This window comes from Amycolatopsis sp. A133 (genome assembly GCF_031082405.1).
Taxonomy (GTDB): Bacteria; Actinomycetota; Actinomycetes; order Mycobacteriales; family Pseudonocardiaceae; genus Amycolatopsis.
In genome coordinates, this window is sequence record NZ_JAVHJU010000006.1 from 1 (window position 1) to 26,563 (window position 26,563).

Consider the following 26,563-nt stretch of genomic DNA (forward strand, 5'->3'; position numbering starts at 1 on the left):
CCCGACCCACCCGACCAGCCACAACACCCTCCAACCACACGATGTTGCAACCACCCCAAGAACCCAAGCCACATTGGGTGCGTCCAACGCAACCAACGCCACATTGGGGCGTTCGGGAGCGGGCCTCAGAGCGGGTTGAAGACGCCCAGGGGAGCGGTGCAGAACGGGCCGCCGACGTACTCGGCCGCGGGGCCCGTCGGTGCGGGCTTCGAAGCCAGCTGGTCCGCGTACACCTCCGCGTCGTCCAGGGACTTGTAGCCCAGCGCCTCCGCCTCGGCCAGCGAGTAGATCCGGCGCGTGTTGTCCGAGACCCCCCAGATCAGCCGGTACCCCGGCGACGGCGCCGAAAGGCACGCCTCGAACAGCCGCGCGCCGTCGTCGGGGGAGAGCCACGTCGACAGGCCGCGCGGGCCCAGCGGCAACGGCGTCTCGAAGCACGATCCGATCCGGATCACGATGACGTCCATGCCGAAGCGCGAGTGGTACAGGCTTCCGAGGGCCTCGATCGCCGCCTTGGAGACGCCGTAGTACGTGTCCGGCCGCGGTGACGAGTCCGCCGGGAGGTCGGAATCCACCCGGCGGAAGCCCACCGCGTGGTTGCTCGACGCCAGGATCACCCGCTGGATCCCCGCGACCCGGGCCGCCTCCAGGACCGTCTGCGTCCCGTTGATGTTGACGTCGAGCGTCGCTTCCCACGAGTTCTCGCGGCTGTGCCCGCCCAGGTGGATCAGCGCGTCGACGCCTTCGCACGCCGCCGCCATCGCCGAAGCGTCGGTCACCGACCCCGTCACGACCTCTTCGGAGTCGTCCGAAGCCGTCTGCGGGGCCAGGTCGAGCAGGCGCAGCACCCGGCCGGGGCGCCGCAGGCGGGGGCGCATCAGGGTGCCGACGACACCCGCCGACCCGGTGATGAGCACACGCTGGTCCGTCATGGGGTTCCTCTCACACAGAAGGGTTAACGGATGCCGGCCCGGCGCAGCTGCTGCCCGAGCTCGGCGGTGGTCTCGGCGAGCAGCTCGCCGACGCGGCGGGCGTCGTCGTCGGTCACCTGGGCGATCGGCATCGAGCAGCTGATCGCGTCGGTGCCCGGGATGCGGTACGGGATCACCGCGGCGACACACCGGACGCCCAGCGTGCCTTCCTCGACCTCGGCGGCGTACCCGCGTTCGCGGGTGGCGGCGAACTCGGCGTGCAGGCCTTCGAGCGTGGTGATGGTGTTCGGGGTCAGCGCGGTCAGTGCCGAGGGCATCAGCGCCTCGATCTCGTCGTGCGTCAGCTCGGCCAGCAGCGCCTTGCCCAGCGCGGTCGCGTGCGCGGGCAGCGTGCGCCCGACGCGGGAGACGAGGTGCGTGGAGCGCTGCGACTCGCGCGTCTCCAGGTAGACGACCTCGGTGCCGTTGCGGCGCGCGAAGTGCGCGGTGAAGCCGGTCTTCTCCCGGATCCGCTCCAGCGCTTCGGTGGCGAACGGGACCACGGCGTCGCGGTCCAGGTACGCCGTGCCGCAGATCAGCGCGCGGACGCCGAGGCGGTAGCGGGCGGTGTTGGCGTCCGCCTCGAGCCAGCCGGCCTCCAGGAGCGTCCGCAGCAGGCCGTGCAGCGACGAGCGCGGGAAGCCGGTGCGCGCGTGCAGGTCCGACAGCGACAGCCAGACGTCGTTCGCCGCGAAGGTCTCGATGAGGTCGACGGCCCGGCGCGCGGACTTGACGCCCGAGGACTCGGCGGGGGCGCCGTCGGCCGTCGCGGGGTTGTCCACCTTTTGCGGCATTTGCGTGCCTCCGTCCGGCCGTTGACTTGTGACTCCGGCCATATTAGCGTCCCGAACAACGTTCTTATGGATGAACATAATCACTATAACAGACTCCGTTCATAGATGTGAACAGTGACACCACATCGACGTGGACGCGGAAGGGAGCCTGCGGTGCACGCACTCGACTGGACGATGATCTGCGCGTACTTCGCGCTGATGATCGTGATCGGCTGGTGGTCGCACAAGAGGGTCAGCGACGTCAAGGACTTCTTCACGGCCGGCGGCAAGATGCCGTGGTGGCTGGCCGGCATCTCACACCACATGTCCGGCTACAGCGCCGTGCTCTTCGTCGCGTACGCGGGCGTCGCGTACACGTCGGGCATCACCGTGTACTTCTGGGGCTTCGCCAGCATCGGCATCGGCGTGGGCATCGGCAGCTGGCTGTTCGCCGCCCGCTGGAACCGGTTGCGCTCGAAGCTCGGCGTCGCCTCGCCGCTGGAGTACCTGGCCAAGCGGTACAACGTGCCGACGCAGCAGGCGCTCGCCTGGAGCGGCAGCCTGCTGAAGATCTTCGACATCGCGGCCAAGTGGTTCGCCGTCGCGACGCTGCTGCACGTCTTCGCCGGGCTGGACTACAACCTCGGCATCCTCATCACCGGCGCGGTCACCCTGGTCTACTGCACCATCGGCGGCCTGTGGGCCGACGCGCTCACCGACTTCGGCCAGTTCGTCATCCAGGCCATCGCCGCGATCGTGATGATCGTCGTGGTGCTGGGCAAGCTGGGTGGGATCTCCGCGCTCTGGACGATGTGGGACAAGCTGCCCGCGGGCCACGTCGACCCGGTGACGTCCAAGTACACCACCATCTTCCTGCTCATCTACGTGCTGGTGAAGACGCTGGAGTACAACGGAGGCATGTGGAACCTGGCGCAGCGGTACATGGCCGCGCCGACCACGAGCGCGGCCAAGCGCGGCGCGCGGCTGTCGTCCGCGCTGTACCTGCTGTGGCCGCTGGTGCTGATGTTCCCGATGTTCGCGGCGCCGCTGCTCATCCCGGGCGTCAAGGACCCGACGCAGTCGTACGCGATCATGACCACCACGTTCCTGCCGCCGGGCCTGATCGGCCTGGTGCTGGCCGGCATCTTCTCGCACACCATGGCGATGGTCTCCTCCGACGCCAACGCGATCTCCGCGGTGATCACCCGGGACATGATCCCGGCGATGTTCCGCCGCACCCGGCAGTGGACCGACGTCCAGGGCCTGAAGGCCGCGCGGATCACCACGGTGATCTTCGTCGCGCTGACCATGCTCGTGGCCACGCAGGCGCAGAACCTCGGCGGCGTGCTGCAGATCGTCGTCAACTGGGTCGCGGCGCTGATGGGCCCGATCTCGATCCCGCTGCTGCTGGGCATGCTGCCGTGGTTCCGCAAGTGCGGCCCGCGCGCCGCGCTGATCTCCTGGGCGGGCGGCCTGATCGACTACGCGCTGGTGTACTACGTGTTCAAGGCGAACCAGACCGTGCTCGTCGCGACGCCGATCCTGGTTTCGCTCGTGCTCTACATCGGTCTCGGCCTGCTGGCGCCCGAGCGCAGCGCGGTGGCCGATGAGATCGTCGACACCGTGAACGCCGCCGACGACGACGTCGACCGGAAGAAGGAAGGCACGACCGTGCCCGCCTGACGTTGGCCCCACCCGGCCGAACCCGAAAAAGGACGAGAGAGCAGAAAACAGATGGCACAGAACGAGATCGAGCTGGACGGCCTGCTGGCGTTCCCCCTCACCCCGTTCACCGAGGACCTCGAGGTCAACCTCGACGCGCTCGCGGAGAACGTGGAGAGCCACATCGCGGCGGGCGCCGGTGCGCTGTTCGTCGCGTGCGGCACCGGCGAGTTCAGCTCGCTCTCGCCCGCCGAGCACGCCTCGGTGCTCACCCGGACCCGGGAGGTGGCCGCCGGCCGCGTCCCGGTCTGGGTGGGCGCCGGTGGCGGCGCGGCGTCGGCGCGGGCCGGTATCGCGGCGGCCCAGTCCGGCGGCGCGGACGGCGTCCTGCTGCTGCCGCCGTACCTCGTCACCGGGCCGCAGGCGGGGCTGGTCGACTTCGTCCGCTACGCCGTCGGCGACTCGTCCGTGCCGGTCATCGTCTACCACCGCGGCACCGGCGTGTTCAGCGCGCCGGCCGCGGCTTCGCTGCTGGACATCCCCTCGGTCGCCGGCCTCAAGGACGGCTACGGCGACGTCGAGACGATGACCCGGATCGTCACCACCATCCGCGCGCTGGACACCGAGCGGGCGCGGAACTTCCTGTTCTTCAACGGGCTGCCGACCGCGGAGGTCTCCGCCAAGGCGTACGCGGCGATCGGCGTCGCCCGGTACTCCTCGGCGGTGCACTGCTTCGCGCCGGAGATCGCGCACCGCTTCCACCGCGCGCTCGGCGAAGGCGACACGCGCGTGATGGACGCCCTGCTGACGGGCTTCTACCTGCCGCTGGTGGCGTTGCGGGACGAGACGCCCGGCTTCGCCGTGTCCCTGGTGAAGGCCGCCGCCCGGTTGCGCGGTGACAAGGTCGGCCCGGTCCGGCCGCCGCTGGTCGAGCCGACACCGGAGCAGATCCACCGGCTCGAAAAGGTCGTGGAGGACGGCTTCGTCACGCTGAAGGGGCTCGGCTGATGCAGATCCTCGACGTGGTGCTGACCCCGGTCGCGTTCGCGGACCCGCCGCTGCTCAACGTCATGGGCGTGCACGAGCCGTTCGCGCTGCGCAGCGTCGTCCAGGTCAAGTGCGAGGACGGCGTCGTCGGGCTCGGCGAGTCCTACGGCGACGAAGCCTTCCTCGGCGAGGTGCGCAAGGTGCTGCCGCGGCTGCGCGGCCACGACGTGTTCGACCTGCCCGGCCTGCAGCGGCTGGTCGCCGAAGCGCTGTCGGACACGGTGCTGACCGACGCGCACGGCCTGATCGGCGGGTTCTCCATCCGCAAGACCATCGCGAGCGTGTACTCGCTGTTCGAGGTGGCCTGCCTGGACGCGCAGGGGCACTACCTGGGCCGTCCGGTGACCGACCTGCTCGGCGGCCAGGTCCGTGCCGCCGTCGAGTTCTCCGCCTACCTGTTCTACAAGTACGGCAAGCACGTCGACGGCCGCGAGGACTCCTGGGGCGAGATCACCACCCCGGAGACCCTCGTCGGGTCGGCGAAGCGGATGGCCGACGAGTACGGGTTCAAGTCGATCAAGCTCAAGGGCGGGGTCTTCGAGCCGGCCCAGGAGATCGACGGGATCCGTGCGCTGGCCGAGGCCTTCCCCGGGCACCCGCTCCGGATCGACCCGAACGGCGCTTGGACGGTCGAGACGAGCATCCGCGTCGCGTCCGAGCTCGACGGGGTCCTCGAGTACCTCGAAGACCCGACGCCGGGCATCGAGGGCATGGCCCAGGTGGCCGCCGAGGCGTCCATGCCGCTGGCCACCAACATGTGTGTGGTCAACTTCGGCGACATCGAGCCGGGCTTCCGGGCGCGGGCGATCGGCGTGCTGCTGTCGGACCACCACTTCTGGGGCGGTCTGCGCGCGACGCAGTCGCTGTCGGTGACCTGCGAGAGCTTCGGCGTCGGCCTGTCGATGCACTCCAACAGCCACCTCGGGATCAGCCTGGCGGCGATGGTGCAGGTCGCCGCGGCGACGCCGCACCTGACCTACGCCTGCGACACGCACTGGCCGTGGAAGGTCGAGGACGTGATCGAGCCGGGCGTGCTGGAGTTCACCGACGGCGCCGTCGCGGTGCCCACGACGCCGGGCCTCGGGATCACCCTCGACGAGGACGCGCTGGCCAAGCTGCACGAGAACTACGTCCGATGTGGACTGACGAAGCGGGACGACGTGACGTACATGCGGAACTTCGTCGACGGTTTCGAGCCCAACACGGCGCGGTGGTGAGCCGGTGAAGGTGACGGGATACGCTTACCCCTGGGACGTCCTGGAGGACGGGTTCGCCGCGCGCGCCCGCGCTCTCGGCGTCGACGAGGTGGCTGTGGCGCTTTCGTACCACAGCGCTCGCGCCGCGACGCCGTGGTCGCCGTCGCGGACGGCCGTCGTGGCGCGGCACGCGGCGTTCTACCGGCCGGTGCGTCCGGACGGGTGGGGTGCGCTGCGACCGTCCACTCCGGACTGGGTCGTTTCCGGCGACTCCGGGGGCGACGCCGTCCGCCTGCTCAACGAGGCCGCGATCCCGGCTGCCGCCTGGATCGTCCTGACCCACAACTCCCAGCTCGGTTACGAGCACCCGGACGTCGTGGTGCGCAACTGCTTCGGCGAGGCCTACCCGTGGGCGCTGTGCCCTTCGCGGCCCGAGGTGCGCGAGTACGCCGCTGCGGTGGTCGCGAATTCCGTAGCCGGGCTGGAGCTGTCTTCGGTGATCCTCGAGGCCTGCGGGCCGCTCGGGGCGATCCACCAGCACCAGCACGAGAAGACCGACGGCGTGTGGGCGCCCGCCGTGGCCCGGCTGCTGTCGATCTGCTGCTGCGACGCCTGCGCTGCCGCGTGGGACGTCGATGCGGACACCGTCCGGGCCCAGCTCGTCGAGGAGGTCCGGCGGCTGGTCGCGACCGGCGACCTGGGGATCACCGGCGACCGGCTGCCGCCGGAGCTGACCCGGATGCTGCTGCGGGTCCGGCAGCGGGCGACCGACGAGCTGCGGGCCGCGGTTTTGGCCACGCTGCCGCCGGGCATCCGGATCGTGCTGCACGGCGCGCTCGACCCGTGGGTCACCGGCGCGTTGCCCGGGCTGACGCCGTCCGCGCCCGACGACGTCGACGCGGTCGTATTGTTCGGGTGGGCCCCCGCCACCGGCGCCGAGGCCGTCGCGGCGGCCCGGGAAGCCCTGCCCGAACGGGTCGCGATCGCCAGCTACATCACGGCGGTAGCCGCCGCGCCGGTGCCGGACATCGCCGCCTACGTCGGCGAGCTGGCCAAGGCGGGAGCCGCCGAGCTGCACCTGTACCACCTCGGGCTGGCCGGTCCGGGTCGCTGGCCCGACCTGGAAACGGCCACCGCCGCCGCCCATGAGAACTGAGGAGCTGTTCCACCCATGAGCCAGGCCACTGACGCCGCCACGCTCGAGAAGATCCTGGCGGGAGCCGCCGAGGCCGCCCGTCCCGCCGCCGAGGCGACCCCGGCCGAACGCGCCGGCTGGCTGACCGCCGTCGCCGACGCCCTCGACGCCGCCGCGGGCGAACTGGTCCCGCTGGCCCACGCCGAGACCCACCTGCCCGAGTCGCCGCGGCTGGCCGGCGAGCTGAAGCGCACAACGTTCCAGCTGCGTCTCTTCGCCGAGGTCCTCACCGACGGCGAGTACCTCGGCGCCACCGTCGACCACGCCGACCCGGACTGGCCGATGGGCCCGCGCCCGGACATCCGCCGCGTCAAGACCGCGATCGGGCCGGTGCTGGTGTTCGCGGCCAGCAACTTCCCGTTCGCGTTCAGCGTCGCCGGGGGTGACACCGCGTCCGCGCTGGCCGCGGGCTGCCCGGTGATCCTCAAGGCCCACCCCGGGCACCCGGAGCTGTCCGCGCAGACCGGTTCGGTCGTGCGGGAGGCCCTGATCAAGGCGGGCGCCCCCGCGGCCCTGTTCAACGTGATCTTCGGCCAGGACGAGGGCGTCACGGCCCTGAAGGACCCGCGGATCGCGGCGGCGTCGTTCACCGGCTCGATCCCCGGCGGGCGGGCGCTGTTCGACATCGCGAACGCCCGGCCGCGGCCGATCCCGTTCTACGGCGAGCTGGGCAGCGTCAACCCGGTCGTGGTCACCGAGGCCGCGATCGCCGCCCGCGGGGAAGCCGTCGCCAAGGGGTACGCCGGGTCGTTCACGCTGGGCGCCGGCCAGTTCTGCACCAAGCCGGGCCTGCTGTTCCTGCCCGAGGACCACGGCCTCACCGACACGCTGCGCTCGGCGCTGGACGGCGCCGCGGCCCAGCCGATGCTCAACGACCGGATCGCTTCCGGGTACGCTTCCCAGCTCTCCTCGCTTATGGAGGTCTCCGGCGTCGAGGTCGTGTCTTCGTCGGATTCTTCCTCGCCGTCGTTCACCCCGACCCTGCTGGCGACCACCGGCAAGCAGTTCCTCGAGGGCGGCGCCACGGTGCACGAAGAGTGCTTCGGGCCGGCGTCGCTGATCGTCACCTACGCCGACCAGGCCGAACTGCTGAGCCTGCTCGACGTCATCGAACCGGGGCTCACCGCCACGATCCACGGCGAGGAGTCCGATGCGGACTGGATCCGGCCGGTGCTGCCGGCGCTGACCCGCATCGCCGGCCGGCTGCTGTGGAACGACTGGCCCACCGGCGTGACGGTGAGCTGGGCCCAGCAGCACGGCGGCCCGTACCCGGCCACGACGGCCCCGACGACGACGTCCGTCGGCACGGCGGCGATCGAGCGGTTCCTGCGCCCGGTCGCCTGGCAGGGCTTCCCGGACGCGCTGCTGCCCGAACCCCTGCAGGAGGCCAACCCCTGGCAGCTCCCCCGCCGCACCAACGGCACCCGCTGACCCCAAGACGCCACTTTCCCTACGAAAGTGACGCTTCGACCCCCCTGAGACGTCACTTTCCCTACGAAAGTGACGCCTCCGGACCGGAGCTTTCACGTGAAAGCTCCCACCTGGGCCCCGCACTTTCACGTGAAAGTGCGGGGTGTTGCCCCACTACGCCGCCGCATAGCTGAAGTTCGTTCCCGTAAGCCGAGGATGTCTTCCTGGGAGGCGTTGTCATGCCCGTTAACCGGAGAAATGCCCTGCGCGGTGGTGCCCTGGCGGCCGCTTCCACTGTGCTCCTGACCCGCCCGGCCTTCGCCGCGCCTGTGGCGAAGGCGGCGAGCGGCGTGCCTGCGGCGACCTCGGCGATCGTTGCCGCCTATCGGCAGCTGCAGACCGGGATCAACCGGCCGTCGCCGGAACGCGCCGAGGCGCTGGCCAACCTCGGCCGGGTCGCCAAGGCCTACAACGGGAGCCTGTCCGTCGCCGGCGGTGGTGCTCCACTGTGGACGGATCTGCCGCTCGGCCCGGGCAGTGACTACACGACGTCGATGTACGCCCGGTTGCGGGCGATCGCCGTCGACTGGGGTACGCCCGGCGGGGCCCTGTCCGGCGACCCCGTGGTGCTCGACCGCATCAAGGCGGCGCTGGAGCTGATCTACGCCAGCCAGTACAACGAGAACGTCGGCGAAATCGGCAACTGGTACACCTACGAGATCGGCATCCCGTACTACCTGCTGCACACGCTGTCGGTGGTCGCCGACCAGCTCACCGCCGAGCAGCTGGCCCGCTACCTGGCTCCGGTCAAGCGGTTCGTCGGCAACCCGAACCTGCGCGCGAACAACGCGTCGGTCATCGAAACCGGCGCGAACCGCGCGGACAAGGCGCTCATCTCGATCGTCGCGGGCGCGATGCTCGGCGACACGGCGTGGATCAGAACCGGCATCGACGCGCTCACCGACGTCGCGGGCGGCGGCGCGGCGAGCGTCGTCGCGAAGCTCGACCGCGCGGCCGGCGACGGCTTCCACGTCGACGGCTCGTTCATCCAGCACGACACCATCCCGTACCCCGGGCACTACGGCATCGTGCTGCTGACCGCGCTCGCCGGCGCCATCCACGTCACGCAGGGCACCGCGTACGCGCTCCCGCAGCCGTTGAAGGACAAAATCTACGCACTGGTCGCCGACAGCTTCGCGCCGTTCGTCTACGCGGGCGCGCTGATGGAGCCGGTGCGCGGGCGGATGCTCTCGCGCCAGGGCGAGACCGGCCACGACATCGGCCACCAGCTCACGGTGGCCACCCTCGTGCTGGCCCGGACGGCGACCGGCAAGACGAAGACCGACCTGAACGCGCTGGCCGCCAAGTGGATCAAGGAAGGCGAGTACGCGCCGTTCCTCAAGATCCCCGACCCCGAGCGGTTCGCGCCCGGCCCCGACCTCGTGGCGACGCCGGGCATCGAGTTCGCGCAGGACATGCTCGCCTCGGGAGCGCGCCCGGCGCGGGTGGTGGCGACGCACCGGATCTTCGGCCAGCAGGACCGGCTGGTGCACGTCACCGACGATTGGTCGGCCTCCCTGGGCGTCAGCTCCACGCGGATCTCGCGCTACGAAGCCATCAACGGCCAGAACCTCAAGGGCTACCACGTCGGCGACGGCGTGCTGTACACGTTCCTGCCGAACGCCAAGGGCCACTACACCGACGCCTACTGGCCGACGGTGGACCCGCTGCTGCTGCCGGGCACGACCGAGCACGACGGCCCGGTCGACCCCAAGTTCGGCGGCGTGCCGGTGGGCCCGAACACCCACACGGGCGGCGTCCGCTGGGACGCCCGGCACGGCGCCTACGCGTTCGACTTCACCAACTGGGACGGGTCGCTGGTCGCGAAGAAGTCGTGGTTCTTCACCCCGGCCGGGATCGTCTGCCTCGGCGCCGGGATCACCGGCACGTCGTCCTACGCGGTGCGCACGACGATCGAGAACCGCAACCTCGGCGAGGGCGGCCGCGGCGCACTGCTGGCCGACGGCCGGCGAGTGGCCACCGGCCTCGGCCGGGCGACGGCGCTGCGTCGTCCGCGCTGGGTGCACCTGGAGGACGTCGGCGGGTACGTGCTCCTCGACGACGCCTCGGTGACGGCGGTCCGCGAAGACCGGACGGGCGCGTGGCGCGACATCGACACCGGCGCCAACACCAAAGGCACAACGACGCCGAACACGCGCCGGTACCAGAAGCTGGTCCTGGAGCACGGCGTGAAGCCGGCCGACGCGAAGTACGCGTACGCGGTGCTGCCGGGCGCTTCGATGATCGGCACGCTGACGGCGTCCTGGGCGTGGCGGGTGCAGGCGAACACGCCGGTGGTGCAGGCGGTCCGGGTGGCCGACGGCACCCTGCTGGCGAACTTCTTCGCCGCGGGTTCGGTGGGTGACGTCAGCGTGTCCGGGCCGGCGTCGGTGGCGATCGGGCGGTGCGGGGCCCGGACCCAGCTCGCGGTGTCGGATCCGACGCAGCTGCAGGACAGCGTCACGGTGACCGTGCGCGGCCGGTCCGTGGTGGTGCCGCTGAAGGGCACGTTCGGCGCGACGAAGGTGGTCCCGTTGTAGGCAGGCCGCCCCGCCGGACCGGTGCCCCGACCCGGTCCGGCGGGGTCCTCAGCTCGGCCGCGCGGGCCGAAGGTCTCAGCCTTCGTGTTCGCGCAGCAGCCGGCGGACTGCGTTCCGGTCGCCTTCGATCGTCACCCGGCCGTCGTTGATGGCCTTCTCGAGGTGCGCAGGCTGTTCGAGCAGGGCGTTCAGCGTCGAAGGATCGGTCCGGATCGTCGCGTCCGGGGCGTCGGGTTCGCCCGGCTCGACCGTCAGCCGGCCCGGCTCGGTGCGGACCGTCCACACGCGAGCGTCCAGTTCGACGCGGTAGCACGCGGTGCCGCGCGGGCGGGCGGACCCGCGGAGGAACAGCAGCATCGAGGTGACGCCGAGTGACGCGGGCCGGGGGAGCGGGACTCGCGCACCCCACGCGCCGAGCGCCAGCACGACCGGCTCCAGTTCGCGGCCCCAGCCGGTGAGCTCGTAGACCGTCGAGGCGGCCGGGGGTGGCAGCTGCCGGCGCGTCACAACGCCGTGGCCCTCGAGCTCGCGGAGCCGGTCGGTGACCAGGTTCGAGCTGGCGCCGGGGAGCGCGCGGCGGATGTCGGAGAACCGCTGCGGCCCGAGCAGCAGCTCGCGCACCACGAGCAGGGCCCAGCGCTCCCCGACGACGTCCAGCGCGCGGGCGATCGTGCAGGCGTCCCCGTAGCTGCGGCTCGTCGGCATGACTCAAATGTACAACTCGGTGGTTGTTTTTAACAACTGGTTGAGCGTACGGTCGGCCAGGTCCGGACGTCGACGGAAGGAACGGTCATGGGCCGGCCAGTCGTGCACTTCGAAATCATCGGCACCGATCCGGCGCGGCTGCGCGGGTACTACGGCGAGCTGTTCGGCTGGGCGTTCGACACGTCCGCGCCCGTGTCGGACCAGGTGTCGGAACCGGGTGGCTACGGGTTCGTGGAGATGGACGGCATCCCGGGCGGCATCGGCGGCGGGGCGGCTTATGAGAGTCACGTGGTGTTCTACGTGGGCGTCCCGGACGTCGCGGCGGCGTTGGCGGAGGCCGAACGCCTCGGCGGCACCCGCCGGATGGGCCCCGACCGCGCCCCCGGGCGGGACCTCGTGGTCGCCCACTTCACCGATCCGGAGGGCAATCTCGTCGGCCTCGCGGGCCCTGCCTGACGCGGCGATCCCGCACGCCGTCCCGCGCCTCGGACAGCACGGCCGAGCGTGCGCCGAGGGGCATCACGCGTGATCCGAGGGGCATCACGCGTGATTGGAGGGGAATCACGCGTGATTGAAGGGGCATCGGCCTGATGCCTGCTCAATCACGGTTGATGCCCGCTCAATCACGGGTGATGCCTGCTCAATCACGGGTGATGCCTGCTCAATCACGGGTGATGCCCGCTCAATCACGGGTGATGCCCGGCTGGTCACGTGAGATGCCCGGCCGGGCACGCCTGCGTCAGCCTTGGCGGGCCTTCGAGCGCGGGTTGTCCTTGTTGATCACCAGCACCTTCGACCCCCGGCGGATGACCTGAGCGCCCGGCTGGCGGGCGAGCGAACGGATCGAGCTGCGGACCTTCATGGTGAGCCGTCCTTCCTGCGGGAGCTGTCCCACACCCTGCTCAACCACGCCGGGGTCGGTTTGATTCCACAACTCAGCTGCTCTCCCGGGCCACCCAGCTCTGCAGGTCGTCGCCGCGGATGGCGGCGGCCATCAGTTCGGGGAACTGGTCCGGGGTGCACGCGAAGGCCGGGATGCCCAGCTCGGCCAAGGCCGCCGCGTTCTCGTGGTCGTACGACGGCGCGCCCGAGTCCGACAGCGCCAGCAGCGTCACCACCTGGACACCCGCGCCCGCCAGCTCGGCGATCCGGTGCAGCAGCTCGTCTTCGTCGCCACCCTCGTAGAGGTCGCTGATCAGCACCAGCAGCGTCCGCTCGGGCCGTTCAACCAGGCCCTGGCAGTACGCGATCGCCCGGTTGATGTCCGTGCCCCCGCCCAGCTGGGTGCCGAACAGGACGTCGACCGGGTCGGCGAGGTGCTCGGTGAGGTCCGCGACCTCCGTGTCGAACGCGACGAACGACGTCTTCAACGCCCGCATCGACGCCAGGACCGCGCCGAACAGCCCGGAGTACACCACCGACTCCGCCATCGAGCCCGACTGGTCGACGGCCAGGATCACGTCCCGCTGCACCGCCTGCTGCCGCCGTCCGAAGCCGATCAGCTTCTCCGGCACGATCGTGCGCAGGTCGGGGGAGTAGTGCTTGAGGTTCGCGTGGATCGTGCGCGCCCAGTCGACGTCGCCGGGGCGCGGCCGGTGCGTGCGCGACGCCTTGTCCAGCGCGCCGCGGATCGCCGCGCGGGTGCGTTCGGCGAGCCGCTCCTCCAGCTCCGTGACGACTTTGCGGACGACCTCGCGCGCGGTTTCCTTGGTTTCCTCCGGCAGCACGCCGTTCAGCGAAAGCAGCGTGCCGACCAGGTGCACGTCCGGCTCGACGGCCGAGAGCAGCTCCTTCTCCAGCAGCATCCGGGTGAGCCCGAGCCGGTCGACCGCGTCGCGCTGCATGACCTGCACGACGGTGCTGGGGAAGTAGCGCCGGATGTCGCCCAGCCAGCGCGCGACCCGCGGCGCCGACGCGCCCAGGTTCGCGCTGCGCGGCCCGCCGGCGGTATCCTCGTCGGGCTTGTCGTAGAGGGCCGCCAGCACCGCATCGACCCCACTGTCCTCTTCGGACAGCTGGGCGTCGGCCAGCCCGAATCCGGGTCCGGCCCCATCTCCGCCCAGCACCAGCCGCCAGCGCCGCACCCGGTCCGTGGCAGTGTTCATCGCCGCCTCCGCGGGAAGGAGTCCGTCGGCGGTGTTCATCGCCGCCTCCGCGGGAGGGAGTCCGTCGGCGGTGGTCATGCCCCCACCCCCAAGAGCGTCGCCAGGACCGGCAGCACGCGCTCGGCCCGGTCCTCGTCCAGTTCGTCGGCCACGGCCACCGCGCGAGCGGTGCCGGTGAGCCCGGCCGCGCGTTGCCCGATCGCCCGCTTTTCGGGCCCGCTGAAGGCGCCGAAAGTGCGGCGCAGCAACGGAAGCACCTCGGTGAAGACGTCGGCGTGGATGGCCGCCAGCCAGGCGTCGATCACCCGCAGCAGGCCTTCGTCGTGCACCAGCAGCAGCGCCCCGCCGTCGAAGAAGCCCTCGACGTACGCCGCGCCCGCCGACGGCGTGACACCCGGCGTGAGCGCGCGGCCCAGCCGCAGTTCGATGTCGAGCGCGTCGAACAGCCCGGCGTCGTGCAGGATCCGGGTGAGCCGGCCCGCGAGCAGCGGCGGCAGCGACGGCCGTTCCGCCAGCCGGGCCAGTGCCGCCAGCCAGCGTTCCTTCGGCTCGTCGCCCAGCAGCGAGGTCGCGTCGTGCACGCCGTCGACCAGCTTGGCCAGCCGGGCCGCGGCGTCGTCGTCGATGCCGTGGGCCGCCGGCGGGAGCCCGGCGCAGATCCGGTCCAGCATCCGGTCGGCGACCGCGCGCAGCGCGCCGGTGTCGGTGCCGCGGACGTTGCCGTACCGGGTCGCCCTGGCCAGCGCGGGCAGCGCCGACATCAGCCGGGCGACGTCCGCGTCCGCCGCCGCCCGGGCGTCGAGCGCCGCGAGCGCTTCGGGCAGCGCCTCCGGCAGATCGGCGAGCAGGCAGTTTTCGACGGCGGTGGTGACCTCGTCCAGCGGTGGCGTGCCTTCGACGGTGCCGCGGACCGCGGCGGTGGCCGCCGACGGCACGGTGGTGCCGTACACGGCGGCCGCAACCAGGTCGACCTCGAACGACGGTTCCCAGCACAGCGCCCACGTTTCGCGGAACGTGCCCTTGTTCCGCCGCGCCGACGCCTCCCGGCTGCCCCACTCGATGCCGAGGATCCGCAGCCGGTGCAGCAGCTTCGAGCGGTCGAGCCCGCCCGGCGTCCGCAGGTCGAGGTCGAGTTCCTTGACGACCGGGTCCTTCTTGAGCCGCAGGCGTTTTGCGGTCGCGGTCAGGTCCGCGGCCAGCGGTGGCTGCGGGACGCGGTCGGGCACCTCGCCGAGCCGTTCGCCGACGACCAGCCGCCGCGTGACCAGCTCGACCTGCACCTCGTCCCCGCCGCACAGCACGGAGCGGGTGGCTTCGGTGACCTCGGCGAGCCCGGCGGACGACCGGCCCCGCAGCGTCGCGAGGGTTTCGGCGAGCCGGACCGCCTCGATGACGTGCGCGGTCGAGACCGGCAGGTCCTCTTCCCGCAGCACCGCGGCGACGCCGGTCAGCCAGCGCGTGGTGACGTCTTCGGGCGTGGTGAACAGGTGGTGGTACCAGCCCGGCGACCGCACGCCCGCGCCGTAGCCGCTGGCCGTGGCGAGGCGCCCGTGCGTCCACGGCACCCAGGTGCACGCGACCTTCCGCTTCGGGAGTCCTTTGAGGACGGCCTGGTCGTGCGCCGCCGTCGGCAGCGGATCGGCCAGCGCGGGCACGTGCCAGGCCCCGCAGACGACGGCGATGTTCTCGAAGCCGTCCTTGCGGGTGCGGCGCAGCACCGAGCGCATGTAGGCCTCGCGGCGGGCTTCGTTGCCCTGCGGCGGTTCCTCGTCCTCCCGCACCGCGGTCATCGCCTCGGCGATCACATCGAACGGGTTTTCGGTGTCGCGCCGCGACTCGACGACGTCGTCCCACCAGCGTTCCGGGTCGTCGTAACCGCCGGCCGCGGCCAGCAGGGCCAGCGGATCGACCGGCGGCCCGGCGTGCTCGTCCGGCCCCGCGGCGAACGTGTGCGCGGCCGGGAGGTCGCAGAACCGCACCGGGATCCCGGCCTCGCGCGCGTAGGTGAGCGCCTGCCATTCGGGGCTGAACACGGCGAACGGCCAGAACGCGGCGCGCGAGACGTCGTCGGTCGCGTAGGCCAGGAGGGCCACCGGTGGCGCCATGGCCGGGTCTTCGGTGAGCTCGACCAGCGCGTCGGCCTCGGGCGGCCCCTCGATGAGGACGACGTCGGGTTCGAGTTCGGCGAGCCGCGCCGCCACGGCCCGGGCGGACCCCGGGCCGTGGTGGCGGATGCCGAGCAGGTGGGTGGCGGTCAAGAGATCTCCTGACCGGCCCGGTAGAAGTCGGCCCAGCCGTCGCGTTCGCGGACCACGGTTTCCAGGTATTCGATCCAGATCGCGCGGTCGGCCACCGGGTCCTTGACCACCGCGCCGTGGATGCCCGCCGCGATGTCGTGCGGGCGCAGCACGCCGTCGCCGAAGTGGGCCGCCAGGGCCAGACCGCCGGTGAGCACGCTGATCGCCTCCGCGGTCGACAGCGTGCCGGACGGTGACTTCACCGCCGTGCGGCCGTCTTCGGTGCGGCCCGAGCGCAGCTCGCGGAACACCGTGACCACGCGGCGGATCTCGGCCAGCTCGGCGGCTTCCACGGGCAGCTGCAGCGACGTGCCGAGCTCGGCGACCCGCCTGCTGACGATCTCGACCTCCGCCTCGGCGCTGTCCGGCAGCGGCAGCACCACCGTGTTGAACCGCCGGCGCAGCGCGCTGGACAGCTCGTTGACGCCCTTGTCGCGGTTGTTCGCCGTCGCGATCAGGTTGAAGCCCGGCCGCGCCTGCGCCTCGGTGCCCAGCTCCGGGATCGGCAGCGTCTTCTCGGACAGGATCGTGATCAGCGAGTCCTGGACGTCGGCGGGGATGCGGGTCAGCTCCTCGAGCCGGGCCAGTTTGCCGTCCCGCATCGCGCGCAGCACCGGGCTTTCGACGAGCGCGGCGGCGCTCGGGCCTTCGGCGATCAGCCGGGCGTAGTTCCAGCCGTAGCGGATCGACTCCTCGGACGTGCCCGCGGTGCCCTGCACCAGCAGCGTCGAATCCCCGCTGATGGCGGCGGAAAGGTGCTCCGACACCCACGTCTTCGCCGTGCCGGGCACGCCGAGCAGCAGCAGCGCGCGGTCGGTGGCCAGGGTCGCGACGGCGACCTCGATCAGCCGCCGCGGGCCGACGTACTTCGGGGTGATGACGGTGCCGTCCGGCAGGGTGCCGCCGAGCAGGTACTCGACGACGGCCCAGGGGGAGAGGTTCCAGTTGGGCGGCTTGGCCCGGTCGTCGGCGGCGGCCAGCGCGGCCAGCTCGGCGGCGTGGTCCTGTTCGGCGTGCGGCCGGAGGACGGTGGCGGCGGTCATGCGAGCTCCTCGTACATTTCGCGGCGGAAGTTCAGCGTTTCGGTGAGCGCCCGGCGCCACGGACCCGCGTCCATGGTCAGGCGGGTGGTGGCCAGCGGGTGGCGCAGGCACTCCGGCGGGACCGCGCGGGCGATCACGACGGCGGCGTGCGAGACCAGGCGGTGGTCGTCCTGGCGGGCGATCCAGTCCAGCAGGGCGGTGCCGAGTTCCTTCGTCCACGGCCGCGGCAGCTCGTGCACCAGCCGCGCGAACGATTCGACGGGCAGCCGGCCGATCAGGTGCCCGACGGTGGCGGCCTGGCTCCCCGGGCTCAGCACGCCGAGCAGCGGCGGGGTGGTGCGCCCGCCCGGGTCGGCGCCGATCAGCGCCTGCGCCCAGGTTTCGTCACGCTGGCGCAGGGCGGCGGCGGCCCAGGAGTCGCGCAGCACACTGGCCGGGCAGCCTTCGACGGTCATCCGCACGACCTCGGCCGGCGGGCCGAACTCGGCCCAGAAGGACAGCGGTGCGGCCGCGACGAGGGTGCGCAGCCGGACGGTGCCGTCGCCGCGTTCGCCTTCGGGCAGGGCGACGGTGAGCACCCGGTTGCGGCGGTGGACCAGCGGACGCAGCCGTTCGGCCATGCCCCGCCCGTAGCGCGTGCCCGGCAACCGGCCGAGCAGATCGGCGGCCTGCTCGCGGACGGCGGCCGCCCGGTCGGTGAGCGCGGTCTCGAGGAAATCTTCGTCCTCGCTGCGCACGTGCCCGGCGAGCACGCCGAGGAAGTCCGCCCGGACGTCGGCGGGTTCGCTCTTCCACGAGGCGGTGAGGGCTTCCCGGGCGGCGTCCGGGTCGTCGGCGAGTTTGGCGGCGAGCCAGCGGCGGCGCTGGGCGAGGCTGCCGTACTGCCAGACGTCCCCGGATTCTTCGGCGGGGGCGGAGAGGAACGCCCAGTCGGGATTCCGCTGCCCCAGCCACGCCCCGACCGGCCCGGCCACGGCGACCAGCGGACCGCGCAGGGCGGCTTTGGTGCGGGCGGCCTCGGCCAGCAGCGGCAGGGTCTCGGGTGGGACGCGGTAATCGGTGCCCGCGACGATGCCGAGCCATTCCAGCAGCAGGTCGGGATGACTGGCGGCGAGCAGCCGGCTCAGCCGTTCCCGCGCGAGCGGCGGCACGAAAGGCCGTTCATCGGCGGCGGCGAGGGGAAGGGGCCGGACATCGCGCAGCGGTGGCCGCCCGGCCCGCCGGTAGGTGGTGAGCACGGCCGCGGCGGAGAGCAGCTGTTCGGCCGGGTCGGCGCGGTCGGCGACGAGGGCTTGGACGGCCGGTGGCTGGGCGGTGGGGTCGAGGGTGCGCCGCCGGGTGCCGAGGAGGGCGGTGCCGACGAGGTCTTCCCAGGCTTTCATCGGGACACCTCGGGTTTGTCGTTGCGGGGGACGGGGTTCGTGGCCGCGCGCTTCGGCTTCGGGGCGAGTACGCGTGGGGATGATGTTTCGCTCCGGCGGGCGGGGTTGCGCGTTGGAGCGGTGCTGGGCCGGGTGGCTGGGTTGGGTTTGTGGTGCGCCGGTGCCGTACCGGGCGGGTGGGGTGTGGCTGGGTTCGGTTTGCCGTGTGCCGGAGCCACGTCAAGCCGTGCCGGTGTGGTGCTGGGCTGGGTGGCTGGGTTGGGTTTGTGGTGCGCCGGTGCCGCACCAAGCCGGGCGCGTGTGGCTGGGGGCGGCTTGCCGTGTGCCGGAGCCACGCCAAGCCGCGCCGGTGCTGCTTCGCCGTTCACAGCCGTACCGCCCGGTTCTCGTGCCAGCAGGTCAACGGACGCAGGCCGGCCGGGCTCCACTCGGCTGCCACCGTCAGCGGGTGGCCCGCCGACAGGGCCAGCAACGACCACGGGAACGCGGTCGGCACCAGGGGCAACGCCGTTCCGTCCTTTTCGGACAGGCACCAGCCGCCCGCGTGCTCGGCCGGGGTGACCTCCGACAGCAGGACCGGCCAGCGCTCCAGCCACGGGTCCGCCGCCATCGCCTGGGCGTACGCCGCCAAGGCCTCGCCGATCGAACCGCCCTCGGCCGCTGGTGCCGGGGCGGGGATTCCGCGGTCCGCCACCAGCGCCCGCAGCGGGGCCGCGCCCGGGTAGAACGCCAGCTCCGCCGTCAGCAGGTGGCCCGGCGGCAACGACGCGTCGAGCGGACGGCCCGGCGGCGCGAACGACAGCACCAGCGCGTCCCGGCCGGTGCGGCGGCCGCGCAGCCACGTGCGCCGCGTCAGCAGACGGTCGGTCTCCTCGTCCGCCGCGCCCGTGATCAGCCATTCGTCCGCGACGCGCTCGCCGCTCTCCACGACCCGGGCCGTTTCCACCGAAAACCCGAGCCGCGTGCGGACCGTCTCCGCCAACGCGGGTGGCAGCGAATCCAGCCGGGTCGCCGCGTCGGCCAGCAGGTACAGCTGCGACAGCTCGGCCAGGAGCGCCTCCGGCCAGTCGCGGCGGCCGACGATCCCCGCCGCCCGGCGCAGGCCGCCCGCGAGGCCGGACGCCTGGGCGTCGACCATCCGCGCCGCGACCGTGCGCAGCTCTTCGCCGCCGTTGCGCTCGAAGCCCGCGAACCCGGCGCCGATCCGGTCGGTGAGCCAGACCTTCAGCTCCGCGACACCCCCTTCGACGCGTGCCGCCCGCTCGGAAGCCCGCCGGGCGGCCGCCTCCTCGTCCTTCGGCCCCGCCGCCTCGGCGCGTTTCTCCGCCCGGCGCGCGCGGTCGGCGCGTTCGGCCAGCCACGCGTGCACCCAGTCCGGCGCCGGTGCCGTGTCGAGCCGGTGCGCCGCCCAGAGCAGCAGCAGGCCCAGTGCGTGCTTGCACGGGAACTTCCGGCTGGGACAGGAACACCGGAACGCGGGCTCGGCGAGCTCGACGCACGTCTGGTACGGCTTCTTGCCGCTGCCTTGGCAGAAGCCCCACACGGCGTCTTCGGACGCACCCGCGCCCGACCACTTCGCCGGCGTGGCCAGTGCCCGGCCCGCCTTCTCCGAAGCAGGATCCGGCGCGAGCCCGGCCACGCGTTCCGCGGTCCACGGCACCGCCGTCACCACCTGTCCCCCCACTGTTCTCCCTCGCTTTTCCGGTACTCGCTGAAGCATGCCAGCACCCACCGACAATTTCCGGAAGGCGACTATTCTAGTGCTAGGATACGAGCGTGCTGACCGATGCGGAACTGACGGTGCTCGGCCTGGTGGTCGAGCGGCCGCGGCACGGCTACGAGCTGGACGAGGTCGTCTCGGAACGCGGCATGCGCGACTGGACGGCACTCGGTTTCAGCTCGATCTACTACGTGCTGGGCAAACTCCGCGAGCGTGGCCTGGTCGCCGAGGTCGAGGGGGAACGCGCGCACCCCAAGGCGAAGAAGACGTTCACGGCCACCGAAGCGGGCCGGAAGGCGTGCGCGGCCGCCGCCGAAGCCGCCGTCGCGGAGCTGCGCCCGGTGCACCCGCCGGTGCTCGTCGGCCTGGCGAACAGCCCGGCCGTCCCGCCCGAACGGCTCGCCGCGGCGCTGGCGCGGCGGGCCGAAGCGGTCGGGGAACGGCTGGCCGAGGTGCGCCGCGCCGCCGCGGCCCAGGAAAACGCGCCGCCGTTCGTCCGGGCGATCTTCGACTACTCCATCGCGCAACTCGAGGCGGAAGCCCGCTGGCTGGAAGGAATGGCCTGATGCCCTACGACGTCAAGAAGGACCTCAAGCAGCTCTACGCGCCCAAGAACACCGGCTGGACCCTGGTGGACGTCCCCGAGCAGCAGTTCCTCGCGATCGACGGCCGGGGCAACCCGAACACGGCGGAGAGCTACAAGAAGGCCGTCGAAGCGCTCTACGCCTTCGCGTACACCATCAAGATGACGGCGAAGCAGCGTGACGAGGACTTCGTCGTCGGGCCGCTGGAAGGCCTGTGGTGGGCGGACGACTACGCCGCTTTCACCGTGCGTGCCAAGGATTCCTGGCGGTGGACGATGCTCGTCACGATGCCGCCGTGGATCGGTGAAGACGCCGTCGAGGCAGCGCGGGAAGCGGTGCGGCGCAAGAAGAAGATCGACGCGCCGGTCCGGTTGGAGAAGCTGCACGAGGGCCGGTGCGCGCAGGTGCTGCACGTCGGCTCGTACGACGACGAGGGCCCGGTGCTGGCCCGCCTGCACGACGATTTTCTCGCGGAGCAAGGGCTCAAGCCGGCCGGGCTGCACCACGAGGTGTACCTCGGCGACCCGAGACGCGTCGAGCCCGCGAAGCTCCGGACGGTGCTGCGTCAGCCGGTCGGCTGAGTTCAGTACTCGCTGGTGGCCGGCCAGGTGTCGTCGTGCAGGAGGCGCTTGAGGATCTTGCCCGTGGCGTTGCGAGGCAGGTCCGGTACGAAATACACGTCCCGCGGCACCGCGAACCGGGCCAGGCGGTGGTGGATGTACTGGCGGATGTCCTCCGCGTGCAGCGACGCGCCCCGCCGCGGGACGACGTACGCCGCCAGGCGCTGGCCCCACTCCGCGTCCGCCACGCCGACCACCGCCGCGTCGTGGACGCCCGGGAGCGCCACCAGGGCCTCCTCGACCGGGCGCGGGAACACGTTTTCGCCGCCCGAGACGATCATCTCGTCGGCGCGGCCGGTGACGAACAGCCGGCCCGCCGCGTCGAGGTAGCCGACGTCGCCGCTGGCCATCATGTCCGCCGAACGGGCCGGGTCGATGCCGTTCGTGTAGCCCTCGAACAGCATGTCGTTGCCGACGAAGATCTGGCCTTCGCCGCCCGGCGGTACCGGCTTGCGGTCCTCGTCGAGGATCGCCAGCCGGGTGCCGAGCGGGCAGCGGCCGGCCGTGGTCGGCGCGGCGCGCAGGTCGGCCGGGTCGGCGATGCTCGCCCAGGACACCTCGGTCGAGCCGTAGAAGTTGTAGAGGACGTCGCCGAAGGTGTCCATGAACGACGTCACGAACGACCCCGACATCGCCGAGCCGCTGCTCGCCACGATCCGCAGCGACGACAGGTCGTAGCGCGCGCGGACCCGCTCGGGCAGGTCCATGATCCGCTGCAGCATGATCGGCACGGCGAACAGCGCGTCGCACTTCTGCTCGGCGATCGTCCGCAGCGTCTCTTCGGCGTCGAACTTGCGGATCAGCGCGAGCGACGACCGCAGCGCCATGCCGATCTGCATCGCGGCGAGGCCCCAGGTGTGGAACAGCGGCGCCGCCACGAGCAGCCGGTCGCCGGCGCGCAGCGGGATCCGGTCGAGGATCCCCGCGGCGGTGCCCAGGCCCTTCGGCGTGGGGCGGCGCGCGCCCTTCGGCGTCCCGGTGGTGCCGGAGGTGAGCACGATCAGCCGTCCCGGCCGGTCGACCGGCTTCGGGCGGTCGGCGGGCGCGGCCTGGATCAGCTCGTCGACGGTCGGGTAGCCGGCGTCGGAGTCCGGCCAGGTGCTGATCCGGGCGAAGTCGCCCGGCACGTTCGCGATGGTCTGCGCGAACTCGTCGTCGGCCAGCACGGCGGACGGCCGGTGTTCGGCGAGCACGTCCTTGACCGAGGCCGCGGACAGCCCGGTGTTCAGCAGGATGACGTCGGCGCCGAGCTTGCTGGCGGCGACGAACGACTCGATCATCGCGGCGTGGTTGCGGCACATCAGCGCGATCCGGTCGCGTTCGACGACGCCGAGTTCGCTCAGCGCGTTGGCGAGCCGGTCGCTGCGCTCCTGCACCTGGCGGAAGGTGCGGACGCTGCGCTCGTCGTGCAGGGCGGGCTCGTCCGGGACGCGGGCCGCGGCGGCCTGGTAGCCGCCCGCGACCGTGGCGCCCCACTGGGCGAGGGAGTTCAGCTGGCGCGCGAGCTTGTCCGGCCGCCCGGCGCTCAGCACGCCGGCGCGCAGCAGGATGCCCGTGGTGCGCAGCTTGGTGGCCTTGTTGGTCTCGCCGTCGCCTTCGGGGTCGTACTCACCGGCCAGGTGCAGGTCCAAGCGCCGGGCGAGGGCACGGACGTCCTTCTTGATCGACGACACCAGGTCCAGGTGCGACGGCGGCAGCATCATCCGCACGAACAGCTCGGTCTTGCCACCGGCCAGCGGTCTCAGCTCGAGGGAAACCCACGTGCCTTCGTCGGGCACGCCGCACCACACGACGTGCTCGCCCGGCCGGTACACGACGGCCTGCATCTGCGTCTCGAGCATCGGCCCCCGTGCGGGGACGATCCGGATCACGCCCTTCGGGCCGCGTCCGCGCCCGGCCGGTTCCTGGATCTCGCACCAGCTGATCTCCGGCACGAAGCGCGAGTACCACTCGGGCGATCCGACGATCTGCCACACCACGTCCGGCGTGTGCCCGACAACGGCACTCGCCTCGACCACATCGTCACGCATTGTCTGCCCTCACCGAAGTGTCACCGAACACACGTTCAGGTCACGGAGGCGTCACATTAGCAGCAAACGGGTGATCAGGGATACTCCGAACGGCCAGATACCGGCGGGTAACGGACACTTGGAGTGGGTCCTCCGCATGTCCATTGTAGACCGATTAACAGCGTTCACCGAGCATAGTGGCGACGGGGGTCACTTGGGCGAGCGTCCAGGGGTCATCTGGACGCGCGAAGTGGCTGAAGAGGACGTATGCGACATCAGGTGCCATAGCGGGCGACCAACTCCGCGCCGAGCCGGGCCAGTTCGGCCTTCACGGACTCCGGGCCTTCCACCTCCACCAGCGCACCCCAGCCCGCCAGCTCCTGCGCGATCATGACCGGCTCCGTTGCGGCGACCCGCGCGCGGACCCGGTCGCCCGGCAGCTCGGCGACCAGCTCGCAGTGCCGCCCGAACCGTCCCCGGAACACCCCGAAGTGCCGTCGGTCGAGCACGACGTCCGCGCTCAGCAGGGAACGGCGCTGCTCCACTTCTTCGACGACCTCCCGCCACACCTCGGCCAGCTCCAGGTCCGACGGGCGGTCCGCCGGATCGCCGGTCGGGGTGGCCGAGACGATCCGGTCGACGCGGAAGGTGCGGCGGCCCTTCGCGGTGCCCGCGACCAGGTACCAGACGTCGTCCTTGTCGACCAGGCCCCACGGGTCCACCAGCCGCTCCGACTTCTCGCGCCCGGCGTAGGTCAGCAGGACCTGACGGCGGGCGATGACCGCGTCGCGCAGCCGCTCGACCATCGGCGGCCGTTCCTTCGGGCGCTCGCCCCACCCCGCCTGGTCGACGACTATCGCGTCCGCCGCCGCCTCGGCGTCCGCCCGGAACGTGCCGGGCAGGGCACCCATCAGCTTCCGCAGCGCCGACTTGACCTCCGGGGCCCCGGCGGCGGCCGGGCCGGCCAGGAGGAAGAGGGCTTGGGCCTCGCGCGCGCTCAGGCCGGACAAGTCGGTGCGCGCGCCGCCGACGAGCTGCCACCCGCCGCCGCGGCCCGGCTGCGGGTAGACGGGCACGCCCGCGGCCGAGAGCGCTTCGAGGTCGCGGCGGGCGGTCGCGACGGAGATCTCCAGCTCCGCGGCCAGCTCGGCGGCCGTGACGCGGCCGCGCGTCTGCATCAGCAGGAGGGTGGCCACGAGGCGGTCGGCGCGCATGGGGAAAGTGTCGCAGGAAAAGTGGTCACTCGATGAGCACTTTTCCTCCGCATGATGGCTCCGAACCGCTTGAGAGGAGCAAGACATGCTGCGAGGAATGGCCACCGTGACGTACTACGCCGAGGACCACGAAGCCGCGAAGGCCTGGTATACGGAGTTCCTGGGCGTCGAGCCGTACTTCAACGTCCCCGGGTACTCGGAGTTCCGGATCGGCGACTACCAGCACGAACTCGGCATCATCGACCGCGAGTACGCACCCTTCACGCACACCGAACCGGGCGGCGAGGTCGTCCGCTGGCACGTCGACAACCTCGAAGCGACGTTCGCCCGCCTGCTGGAGCTGGGCGCGAAGGAGTACGAGCCGATCATCGAACGCGGGCCCGGGTTCGTGACGGCGTCGGTCGTCGACCCGTTCGGCAACGTCCTCGGGATCATGACGAACGTGCACTATCTCGCGGTGCTGGCGGAGCGCTCATGAGCCGGTACGCCTCCTTGACGCACTTTTCGCACCGCTCGTGCCGCGCGGTCTTGCCCGCCGGATCGGTGCCGTAGAAGGGGAAGCAGCCCGCGCCGCAGCTGGCGAAGTAGATCAGGCCGAGCCGCACTTCGCCGCGGCCGACGTAGTGGGCGAGCCGTCGCCGCGGATCCGGGCCGCACTCCGGGATCCAGCCGTGGGAAGGCAGCCGGGCGGCGGCGATCTCGTCGAGGACGCCCGCGCGGCCGATGAGATCGGCGCCGAGGCAGCTGAGGCGCTCGCCGAGATCGCGCAGGCCGTCCGCGCGCAGGGGCGGTCCGGTCAGCCAGGCGAGGTCGCCGGGCAGCGTTTCGGCGAGGTCGCGAAGACGGGTCAGAAGTGCGTGGTCCGGGTCCATGACCTGCAGCGAACCTGACGCGGATCCGCGACACCAGCCGACGGGCAGCGGCGGGAAATGTCGGACTCCGATGACAGAATGCGGTCATGGCGACACCCTTCGCGACACCCCGGGCGAGAGCACTGGGGTTCGGGCTGCGCACCTGCCGGGAAGCACGGAACCTGGGCGTGCGGCAGCTGGCGCGGATCATCGGCGTGCATGCGCAGGAACTGTCCAACTGGGAGTACGGGAAGCGGATTCCCAAGGTGGAGCAGGTGGCGCTGCTCATGGGGGCGCTGGTCGTGGAGCCGGGGGAGCGGGCGAGGTTGCTGGAGCTGGCTCGGACTGCGACCGAGCCGGGCTGGCTGGAGAAGATGGTGCCCGGCGTGGCGCCGAGTGTTTCGAGCTATGCCGAGCACGAGCGGGCGGCGACCGCGATCTTCGACTGGGAGCCCACGGTGATCCCCGGGCTCCTGCAGACCCCGGCCTATGTTCGGGCGCTCATGGGCGGCCGCGGTCTCTCGCCGGAGCGGATCGAGAAGGTGGTGCAATCGCGGCTCGCGCGGCGCGAGGCGCTGACGAGGTACGACCCGCTGGATTACCACGTGCTGGTGGGGGAGGTGGCCGTGCGGGCGGATGTCGGCGATGCGCAGGTGATGGCCGAACAGCTGCGGCACATGCTCAAGGTCGCCGTGCGCCGGAACATCCGGCTCCAGGTGATGCCGCTGCAGCTCAAGCCGGCCGATGGTCCGTTCCACAACTTCGCGGTGCTCGACTACATCGCCTTGCCGTCGATCGTCTTCGTCGAGCTCCACCACGCGAGCGCCTACCTCTACGATGACGATCAGGTGGCCAGCTACCGCGCGGCAGCGAAAAACATGGCGGCCTCGGCGATGGGCGAGGGCGAGAGTGCCCGGTTCATCGAAGAGGTGATCGCCGAACTCGGAGGCTCCGATGGGTGAGTGGCGGACTTCCCGCTATTCAGAGCGAGAGAACTGCGTCGAAGTGGCGCTCGGACCTGCGGCAAAAATCCGCGACACCAAGGACCGCTCCGGCGGCACCCTCGAAATCTCCACCCGATCGTGGGACGCCTTACTCTCCGCACTGTGTCGCCCGACACCACTGGATCTTCCGAAGGTGTAGCTCCTCCGCACATAGCTAGCGACGGGGGTCACGCTT

24 protein-coding genes are annotated in these 26,563 nt (G+C 71.7%); 12 read left to right on the forward strand and 12 right to left on the reverse strand.

Annotated elements, in window-relative coordinates; genetic code table 11:
• Positions 1 to 125: 125 nt before the first annotated feature.
• Both Q5425_RS07825 and Q5425_RS07830 read right to left on the reverse strand, forming a co-directional pair.
• Entirely contained in the window at positions 126 to 932 is an 807-nt protein-coding gene (locus Q5425_RS07825; protein WP_308671445.1) for an NAD(P)-dependent oxidoreductase, read from the reverse strand.
• Positions 933 to 955: 23 nt separating this feature from the next.
• On the reverse strand, positions 956 to 1,765 hold the full coding sequence (locus Q5425_RS07830) for an IclR family transcriptional regulator (RefSeq protein WP_308671446.1): 810 nt from the start codon (positions 1,763 to 1,765) through the stop codon (positions 956 to 958).
• A 153-nt stretch (positions 1,766 to 1,918) separates the two neighbouring features.
• Here Q5425_RS07830 and Q5425_RS07835 point away from each other — a divergent pair, with 153 nt between their 5' ends.
• From Q5425_RS07835 to Q5425_RS07860, 6 genes are all read left to right on the forward strand, one after another.
• On the forward strand, positions 1,919 to 3,427 hold the full coding sequence (locus tag Q5425_RS07835; RefSeq protein ID WP_308671447.1) for a sodium:solute symporter family protein: 1,509 nt from the start codon (positions 1,919 to 1,921) through the stop codon (positions 3,425 to 3,427).
• A gap of 51 nt (positions 3,428 to 3,478) precedes the next feature.
• The gene (locus Q5425_RS07840; RefSeq protein WP_308671448.1) at positions 3,479 to 4,414 is read left to right on the forward strand and encodes a 5-dehydro-4-deoxyglucarate dehydratase; all 936 of its coding nucleotides are present in this window, start codon (positions 3,479 to 3,481) and stop codon (positions 4,412 to 4,414) included.
• Positions 4,414 to 5,670, forward strand: a complete 1,257-nt coding sequence (locus Q5425_RS07845) for a glucarate dehydratase family protein (protein ID WP_308671449.1) — start codon at positions 4,414 to 4,416, stop codon at positions 5,668 to 5,670. Before Q5425_RS07840 ends, Q5425_RS07845 begins: the two co-directional genes overlap by 1 nt.
• A gap of 4 nt (positions 5,671 to 5,674) precedes the next feature.
• Positions 5,675 to 6,805 carry a hypothetical protein gene (locus Q5425_RS07850; protein ID WP_308671450.1) on the forward strand — a complete coding sequence of 377 codons (1,131 nt, stop codon included), beginning with the start codon at positions 5,675 to 5,677 and terminating at the stop codon, positions 6,803 to 6,805.
• 15 nt (positions 6,806 to 6,820) lie between these two features.
• Positions 6,821 to 8,275 (forward strand): aldehyde dehydrogenase (NADP(+)), encoded by a 1,455-nt coding sequence (locus tag Q5425_RS07855; protein WP_308671451.1) that lies wholly within the window; start codon positions 6,821 to 6,823, stop codon positions 8,273 to 8,275.
• Positions 8,276 to 8,493: 218 nt separating this feature from the next.
• Complete coding sequence (locus tag Q5425_RS07860; protein WP_308671452.1) at positions 8,494 to 10,854, forward strand: polysaccharide lyase 8 family protein; 2,361 nt, start codon at positions 8,494 to 8,496, stop codon at positions 10,852 to 10,854.
• A 75-nt stretch (positions 10,855 to 10,929) separates the two neighbouring features.
• On the opposite strand, the gene Q5425_RS07865 is transcribed toward Q5425_RS07860, so the two are convergent.
• Complete coding sequence (locus Q5425_RS07865; protein WP_308671453.1) at positions 10,930 to 11,559, reverse strand: winged helix-turn-helix transcriptional regulator; 630 nt, start codon at positions 11,557 to 11,559, stop codon at positions 10,930 to 10,932.
• Positions 11,560 to 11,646: 87 nt separating this feature from the next.
• Between Q5425_RS07865 and Q5425_RS07870 the strand changes: the two genes are divergently transcribed.
• Positions 11,647 to 12,015 carry a VOC family protein gene (locus Q5425_RS07870; protein WP_308671454.1) on the forward strand — a complete coding sequence of 123 codons (369 nt, stop codon included), beginning with the start codon at positions 11,647 to 11,649 and terminating at the stop codon, positions 12,013 to 12,015.
• 283 nt (positions 12,016 to 12,298) lie between these two features.
• Here the strand turns inward: Q5425_RS07870 and Q5425_RS07875 are convergent, their stop codons facing one another.
• The 6 genes from Q5425_RS07875 to Q5425_RS07900 all read right to left on the reverse strand — a co-directional run bounded on the left by Q5425_RS07875 (position 12,299) and on the right by Q5425_RS07900 (position 20,058).
• Positions 12,299 to 12,421, reverse strand: coding sequence for a ribosomal protein bL36 (locus tag Q5425_RS07875; RefSeq protein WP_103340431.1), 123 nt, complete (start codon positions 12,419 to 12,421; stop codon positions 12,299 to 12,301).
• Positions 12,422 to 12,494: 73 nt separating this feature from the next.
• Positions 12,495 to 13,664, reverse strand: a complete 1,170-nt coding sequence (locus tag Q5425_RS07880; RefSeq protein WP_308671455.1) for a VWA domain-containing protein — start codon at positions 13,662 to 13,664, stop codon at positions 12,495 to 12,497.
• A 74-nt stretch (positions 13,665 to 13,738) separates the two neighbouring features.
• Positions 13,739 to 15,922 carry a DUF5682 family protein gene (locus Q5425_RS07885; RefSeq protein WP_308671456.1) on the reverse strand — a complete coding sequence of 728 codons (2,184 nt, stop codon included), beginning with the start codon at positions 15,920 to 15,922 and terminating at the stop codon, positions 13,739 to 13,741.
• Positions 15,919 to 17,004, reverse strand: a complete 1,086-nt coding sequence (locus Q5425_RS07890) for an AAA family ATPase (protein WP_308671457.1) — start codon at positions 17,002 to 17,004, stop codon at positions 15,919 to 15,921. Before Q5425_RS07890 ends, Q5425_RS07885 begins: the two co-directional genes overlap by 4 nt.
• A complete protein-coding gene (locus Q5425_RS07895) occupies positions 17,001 to 18,386 on the reverse strand; it encodes a DUF5691 domain-containing protein (protein ID WP_308671458.1) in 1,386 nt (461 codons plus the stop codon). The genes Q5425_RS07890 and Q5425_RS07895 overlap by 4 nt, the downstream gene beginning before the upstream one ends.
• 364 nt (positions 18,387 to 18,750) lie before the next feature.
• Positions 18,751 to 20,058, reverse strand: a complete 1,308-nt coding sequence (locus tag Q5425_RS07900) for an SWIM zinc finger family protein (protein ID WP_308671503.1) — start codon at positions 20,056 to 20,058, stop codon at positions 18,751 to 18,753.
• A 104-nt stretch (positions 20,059 to 20,162) separates the two neighbouring features.
• On the opposite strand from Q5425_RS07900, the gene Q5425_RS07905 reads away from it, so the two are divergent.
• Both Q5425_RS07905 and Q5425_RS07910 read left to right on the forward strand, forming a co-directional pair.
• Entirely contained in the window at positions 20,163 to 20,672 is a 510-nt protein-coding gene (locus Q5425_RS07905; protein WP_308671459.1) for a PadR family transcriptional regulator, read from the forward strand.
• Positions 20,672 to 21,271 carry a GyrI-like domain-containing protein gene (locus tag Q5425_RS07910; RefSeq protein WP_308671460.1) on the forward strand — a complete coding sequence of 200 codons (600 nt, stop codon included), beginning with the start codon at positions 20,672 to 20,674 and terminating at the stop codon, positions 21,269 to 21,271. Before Q5425_RS07905 ends, Q5425_RS07910 begins: the two co-directional genes overlap by 1 nt.
• Before the next feature lie 2 nt (positions 21,272 to 21,273).
• Here the strand turns inward: Q5425_RS07910 and Q5425_RS07915 are convergent, their stop codons facing one another.
• Both Q5425_RS07915 and Q5425_RS07920 read right to left on the reverse strand, forming a co-directional pair.
• Positions 21,274 to 23,340: an AMP-binding protein gene (locus Q5425_RS07915; protein WP_308671462.1), complete on the reverse strand. Its 2,067-nt coding sequence runs from the start codon at positions 23,338 to 23,340 to the stop codon at positions 21,274 to 21,276.
• A gap of 254 nt (positions 23,341 to 23,594) precedes the next feature.
• Positions 23,595 to 24,533, reverse strand: a complete 939-nt coding sequence (locus tag Q5425_RS07920; RefSeq protein WP_308671463.1) for a WYL domain-containing protein — start codon at positions 24,531 to 24,533, stop codon at positions 23,595 to 23,597.
• A gap of 85 nt (positions 24,534 to 24,618) precedes the next feature.
• Here Q5425_RS07920 and Q5425_RS07925 point away from each other — a divergent pair, with 85 nt between their 5' ends.
• A complete protein-coding gene (locus tag Q5425_RS07925) occupies positions 24,619 to 25,011 on the forward strand; it encodes a VOC family protein (RefSeq protein WP_308671464.1) in 393 nt (130 codons plus the stop codon).
• Here the strand turns inward: Q5425_RS07925 and Q5425_RS07930 are convergent.
• Entirely contained in the window at positions 24,965 to 25,405 is a 441-nt protein-coding gene (locus Q5425_RS07930) for a hypothetical protein (RefSeq protein ID WP_308671465.1), read from the reverse strand. The two genes, Q5425_RS07925 and Q5425_RS07930, sit on opposite strands and share 47 nt — an antisense overlap.
• Before the next feature lie 86 nt (positions 25,406 to 25,491).
• Here Q5425_RS07930 and Q5425_RS07935 point away from each other — a divergent pair, with 86 nt between their 5' ends.
• Entirely contained in the window at positions 25,492 to 26,346 is an 855-nt protein-coding gene (locus tag Q5425_RS07935; protein ID WP_308671466.1) for a helix-turn-helix transcriptional regulator, read from the forward strand.
• Positions 26,339 to 26,527 (forward strand): DUF397 domain-containing protein, encoded by a 189-nt coding sequence (locus tag Q5425_RS07940; protein ID WP_308671467.1) that lies wholly within the window; start codon positions 26,339 to 26,341, stop codon positions 26,525 to 26,527. Before Q5425_RS07935 ends, Q5425_RS07940 begins: the two co-directional genes overlap by 8 nt.
• Positions 26,528 to 26,563: the final 36 nt, after the last annotated feature.

What these genes read in the sequence shown, in the direction of transcription:
- Q5425_RS07825 (WP_308671445.1), bottom strand. Translation starts at nt 932, where the DNA reads ATGACGGACCAGCGTGTGCTCATCACCGGGTCGGCGGGTGTCGTCGGC.
- Q5425_RS07830 (WP_308671446.1), bottom strand. Translation starts at nt 1,765, where the DNA reads ATGCCGCAAAAGGTGGACAACCCCGCGACGGCCGACGGCGCCCCCGCC.
- Q5425_RS07840 (WP_308671448.1), top strand. Translation starts at nt 3,479, where the DNA reads ATGGCACAGAACGAGATCGAGCTGGACGGCCTGCTGGCGTTCCCCCTC.
- Q5425_RS07845 (WP_308671449.1), top strand. Translation starts at nt 4,414, where the DNA reads ATGCAGATCCTCGACGTGGTGCTGACCCCGGTCGCGTTCGCGGACCCG.
- Q5425_RS07855 (WP_308671451.1), top strand. Translation starts at nt 6,821, where the DNA reads ATGAGCCAGGCCACTGACGCCGCCACGCTCGAGAAGATCCTGGCGGGA.
- Q5425_RS07860 (WP_308671452.1), top strand. Translation starts at nt 8,494, where the DNA reads ATGCCCGTTAACCGGAGAAATGCCCTGCGCGGTGGTGCCCTGGCGGCC.
- Q5425_RS07865 (WP_308671453.1), bottom strand. Translation starts at nt 11,559, where the DNA reads ATGCCGACGAGCCGCAGCTACGGGGACGCCTGCACGATCGCCCGCGCG.
- Q5425_RS07870 (WP_308671454.1), top strand. Translation starts at nt 11,647, where the DNA reads ATGGGCCGGCCAGTCGTGCACTTCGAAATCATCGGCACCGATCCGGCG.
- Q5425_RS07875 (WP_103340431.1), bottom strand. Translation starts at nt 12,421, where the DNA reads ATGAAGGTCCGCAGCTCGATCCGTTCGCTCGCCCGCCAGCCGGGCGCT.
- Q5425_RS07880 (WP_308671455.1), bottom strand. Translation starts at nt 13,664, where the DNA reads ATGAACACTGCCACGGACCGGGTGCGGCGCTGGCGGCTGGTGCTGGGC.
- Q5425_RS07890 (WP_308671457.1), bottom strand. Translation starts at nt 17,004, where the DNA reads ATGACCGCCGCCACCGTCCTCCGGCCGCACGCCGAACAGGACCACGCC.
- Q5425_RS07895 (WP_308671458.1), bottom strand. Translation starts at nt 18,386, where the DNA reads ATGAAAGCCTGGGAAGACCTCGTCGGCACCGCCCTCCTCGGCACCCGG.
- Q5425_RS07910 (WP_308671460.1), top strand. Translation starts at nt 20,672, where the DNA reads ATGCCCTACGACGTCAAGAAGGACCTCAAGCAGCTCTACGCGCCCAAG.
- Q5425_RS07915 (WP_308671462.1), bottom strand. Translation starts at nt 23,340, where the DNA reads ATGCGTGACGATGTGGTCGAGGCGAGTGCCGTTGTCGGGCACACGCCG.
- Q5425_RS07920 (WP_308671463.1), bottom strand. Translation starts at nt 24,533, where the DNA reads ATGCGCGCCGACCGCCTCGTGGCCACCCTCCTGCTGATGCAGACGCGC.
- Q5425_RS07925 (WP_308671464.1), top strand. Translation starts at nt 24,619, where the DNA reads ATGCTGCGAGGAATGGCCACCGTGACGTACTACGCCGAGGACCACGAA.
- Q5425_RS07930 (WP_308671465.1), bottom strand. Translation starts at nt 25,405, where the DNA reads ATGGACCCGGACCACGCACTTCTGACCCGTCTTCGCGACCTCGCCGAA.
- Q5425_RS07935 (WP_308671466.1), top strand. Translation starts at nt 25,492, where the DNA reads ATGGCGACACCCTTCGCGACACCCCGGGCGAGAGCACTGGGGTTCGGG.
- Q5425_RS07940 (WP_308671467.1), top strand. Translation starts at nt 26,339, where the DNA reads ATGGGTGAGTGGCGGACTTCCCGCTATTCAGAGCGAGAGAACTGCGTC.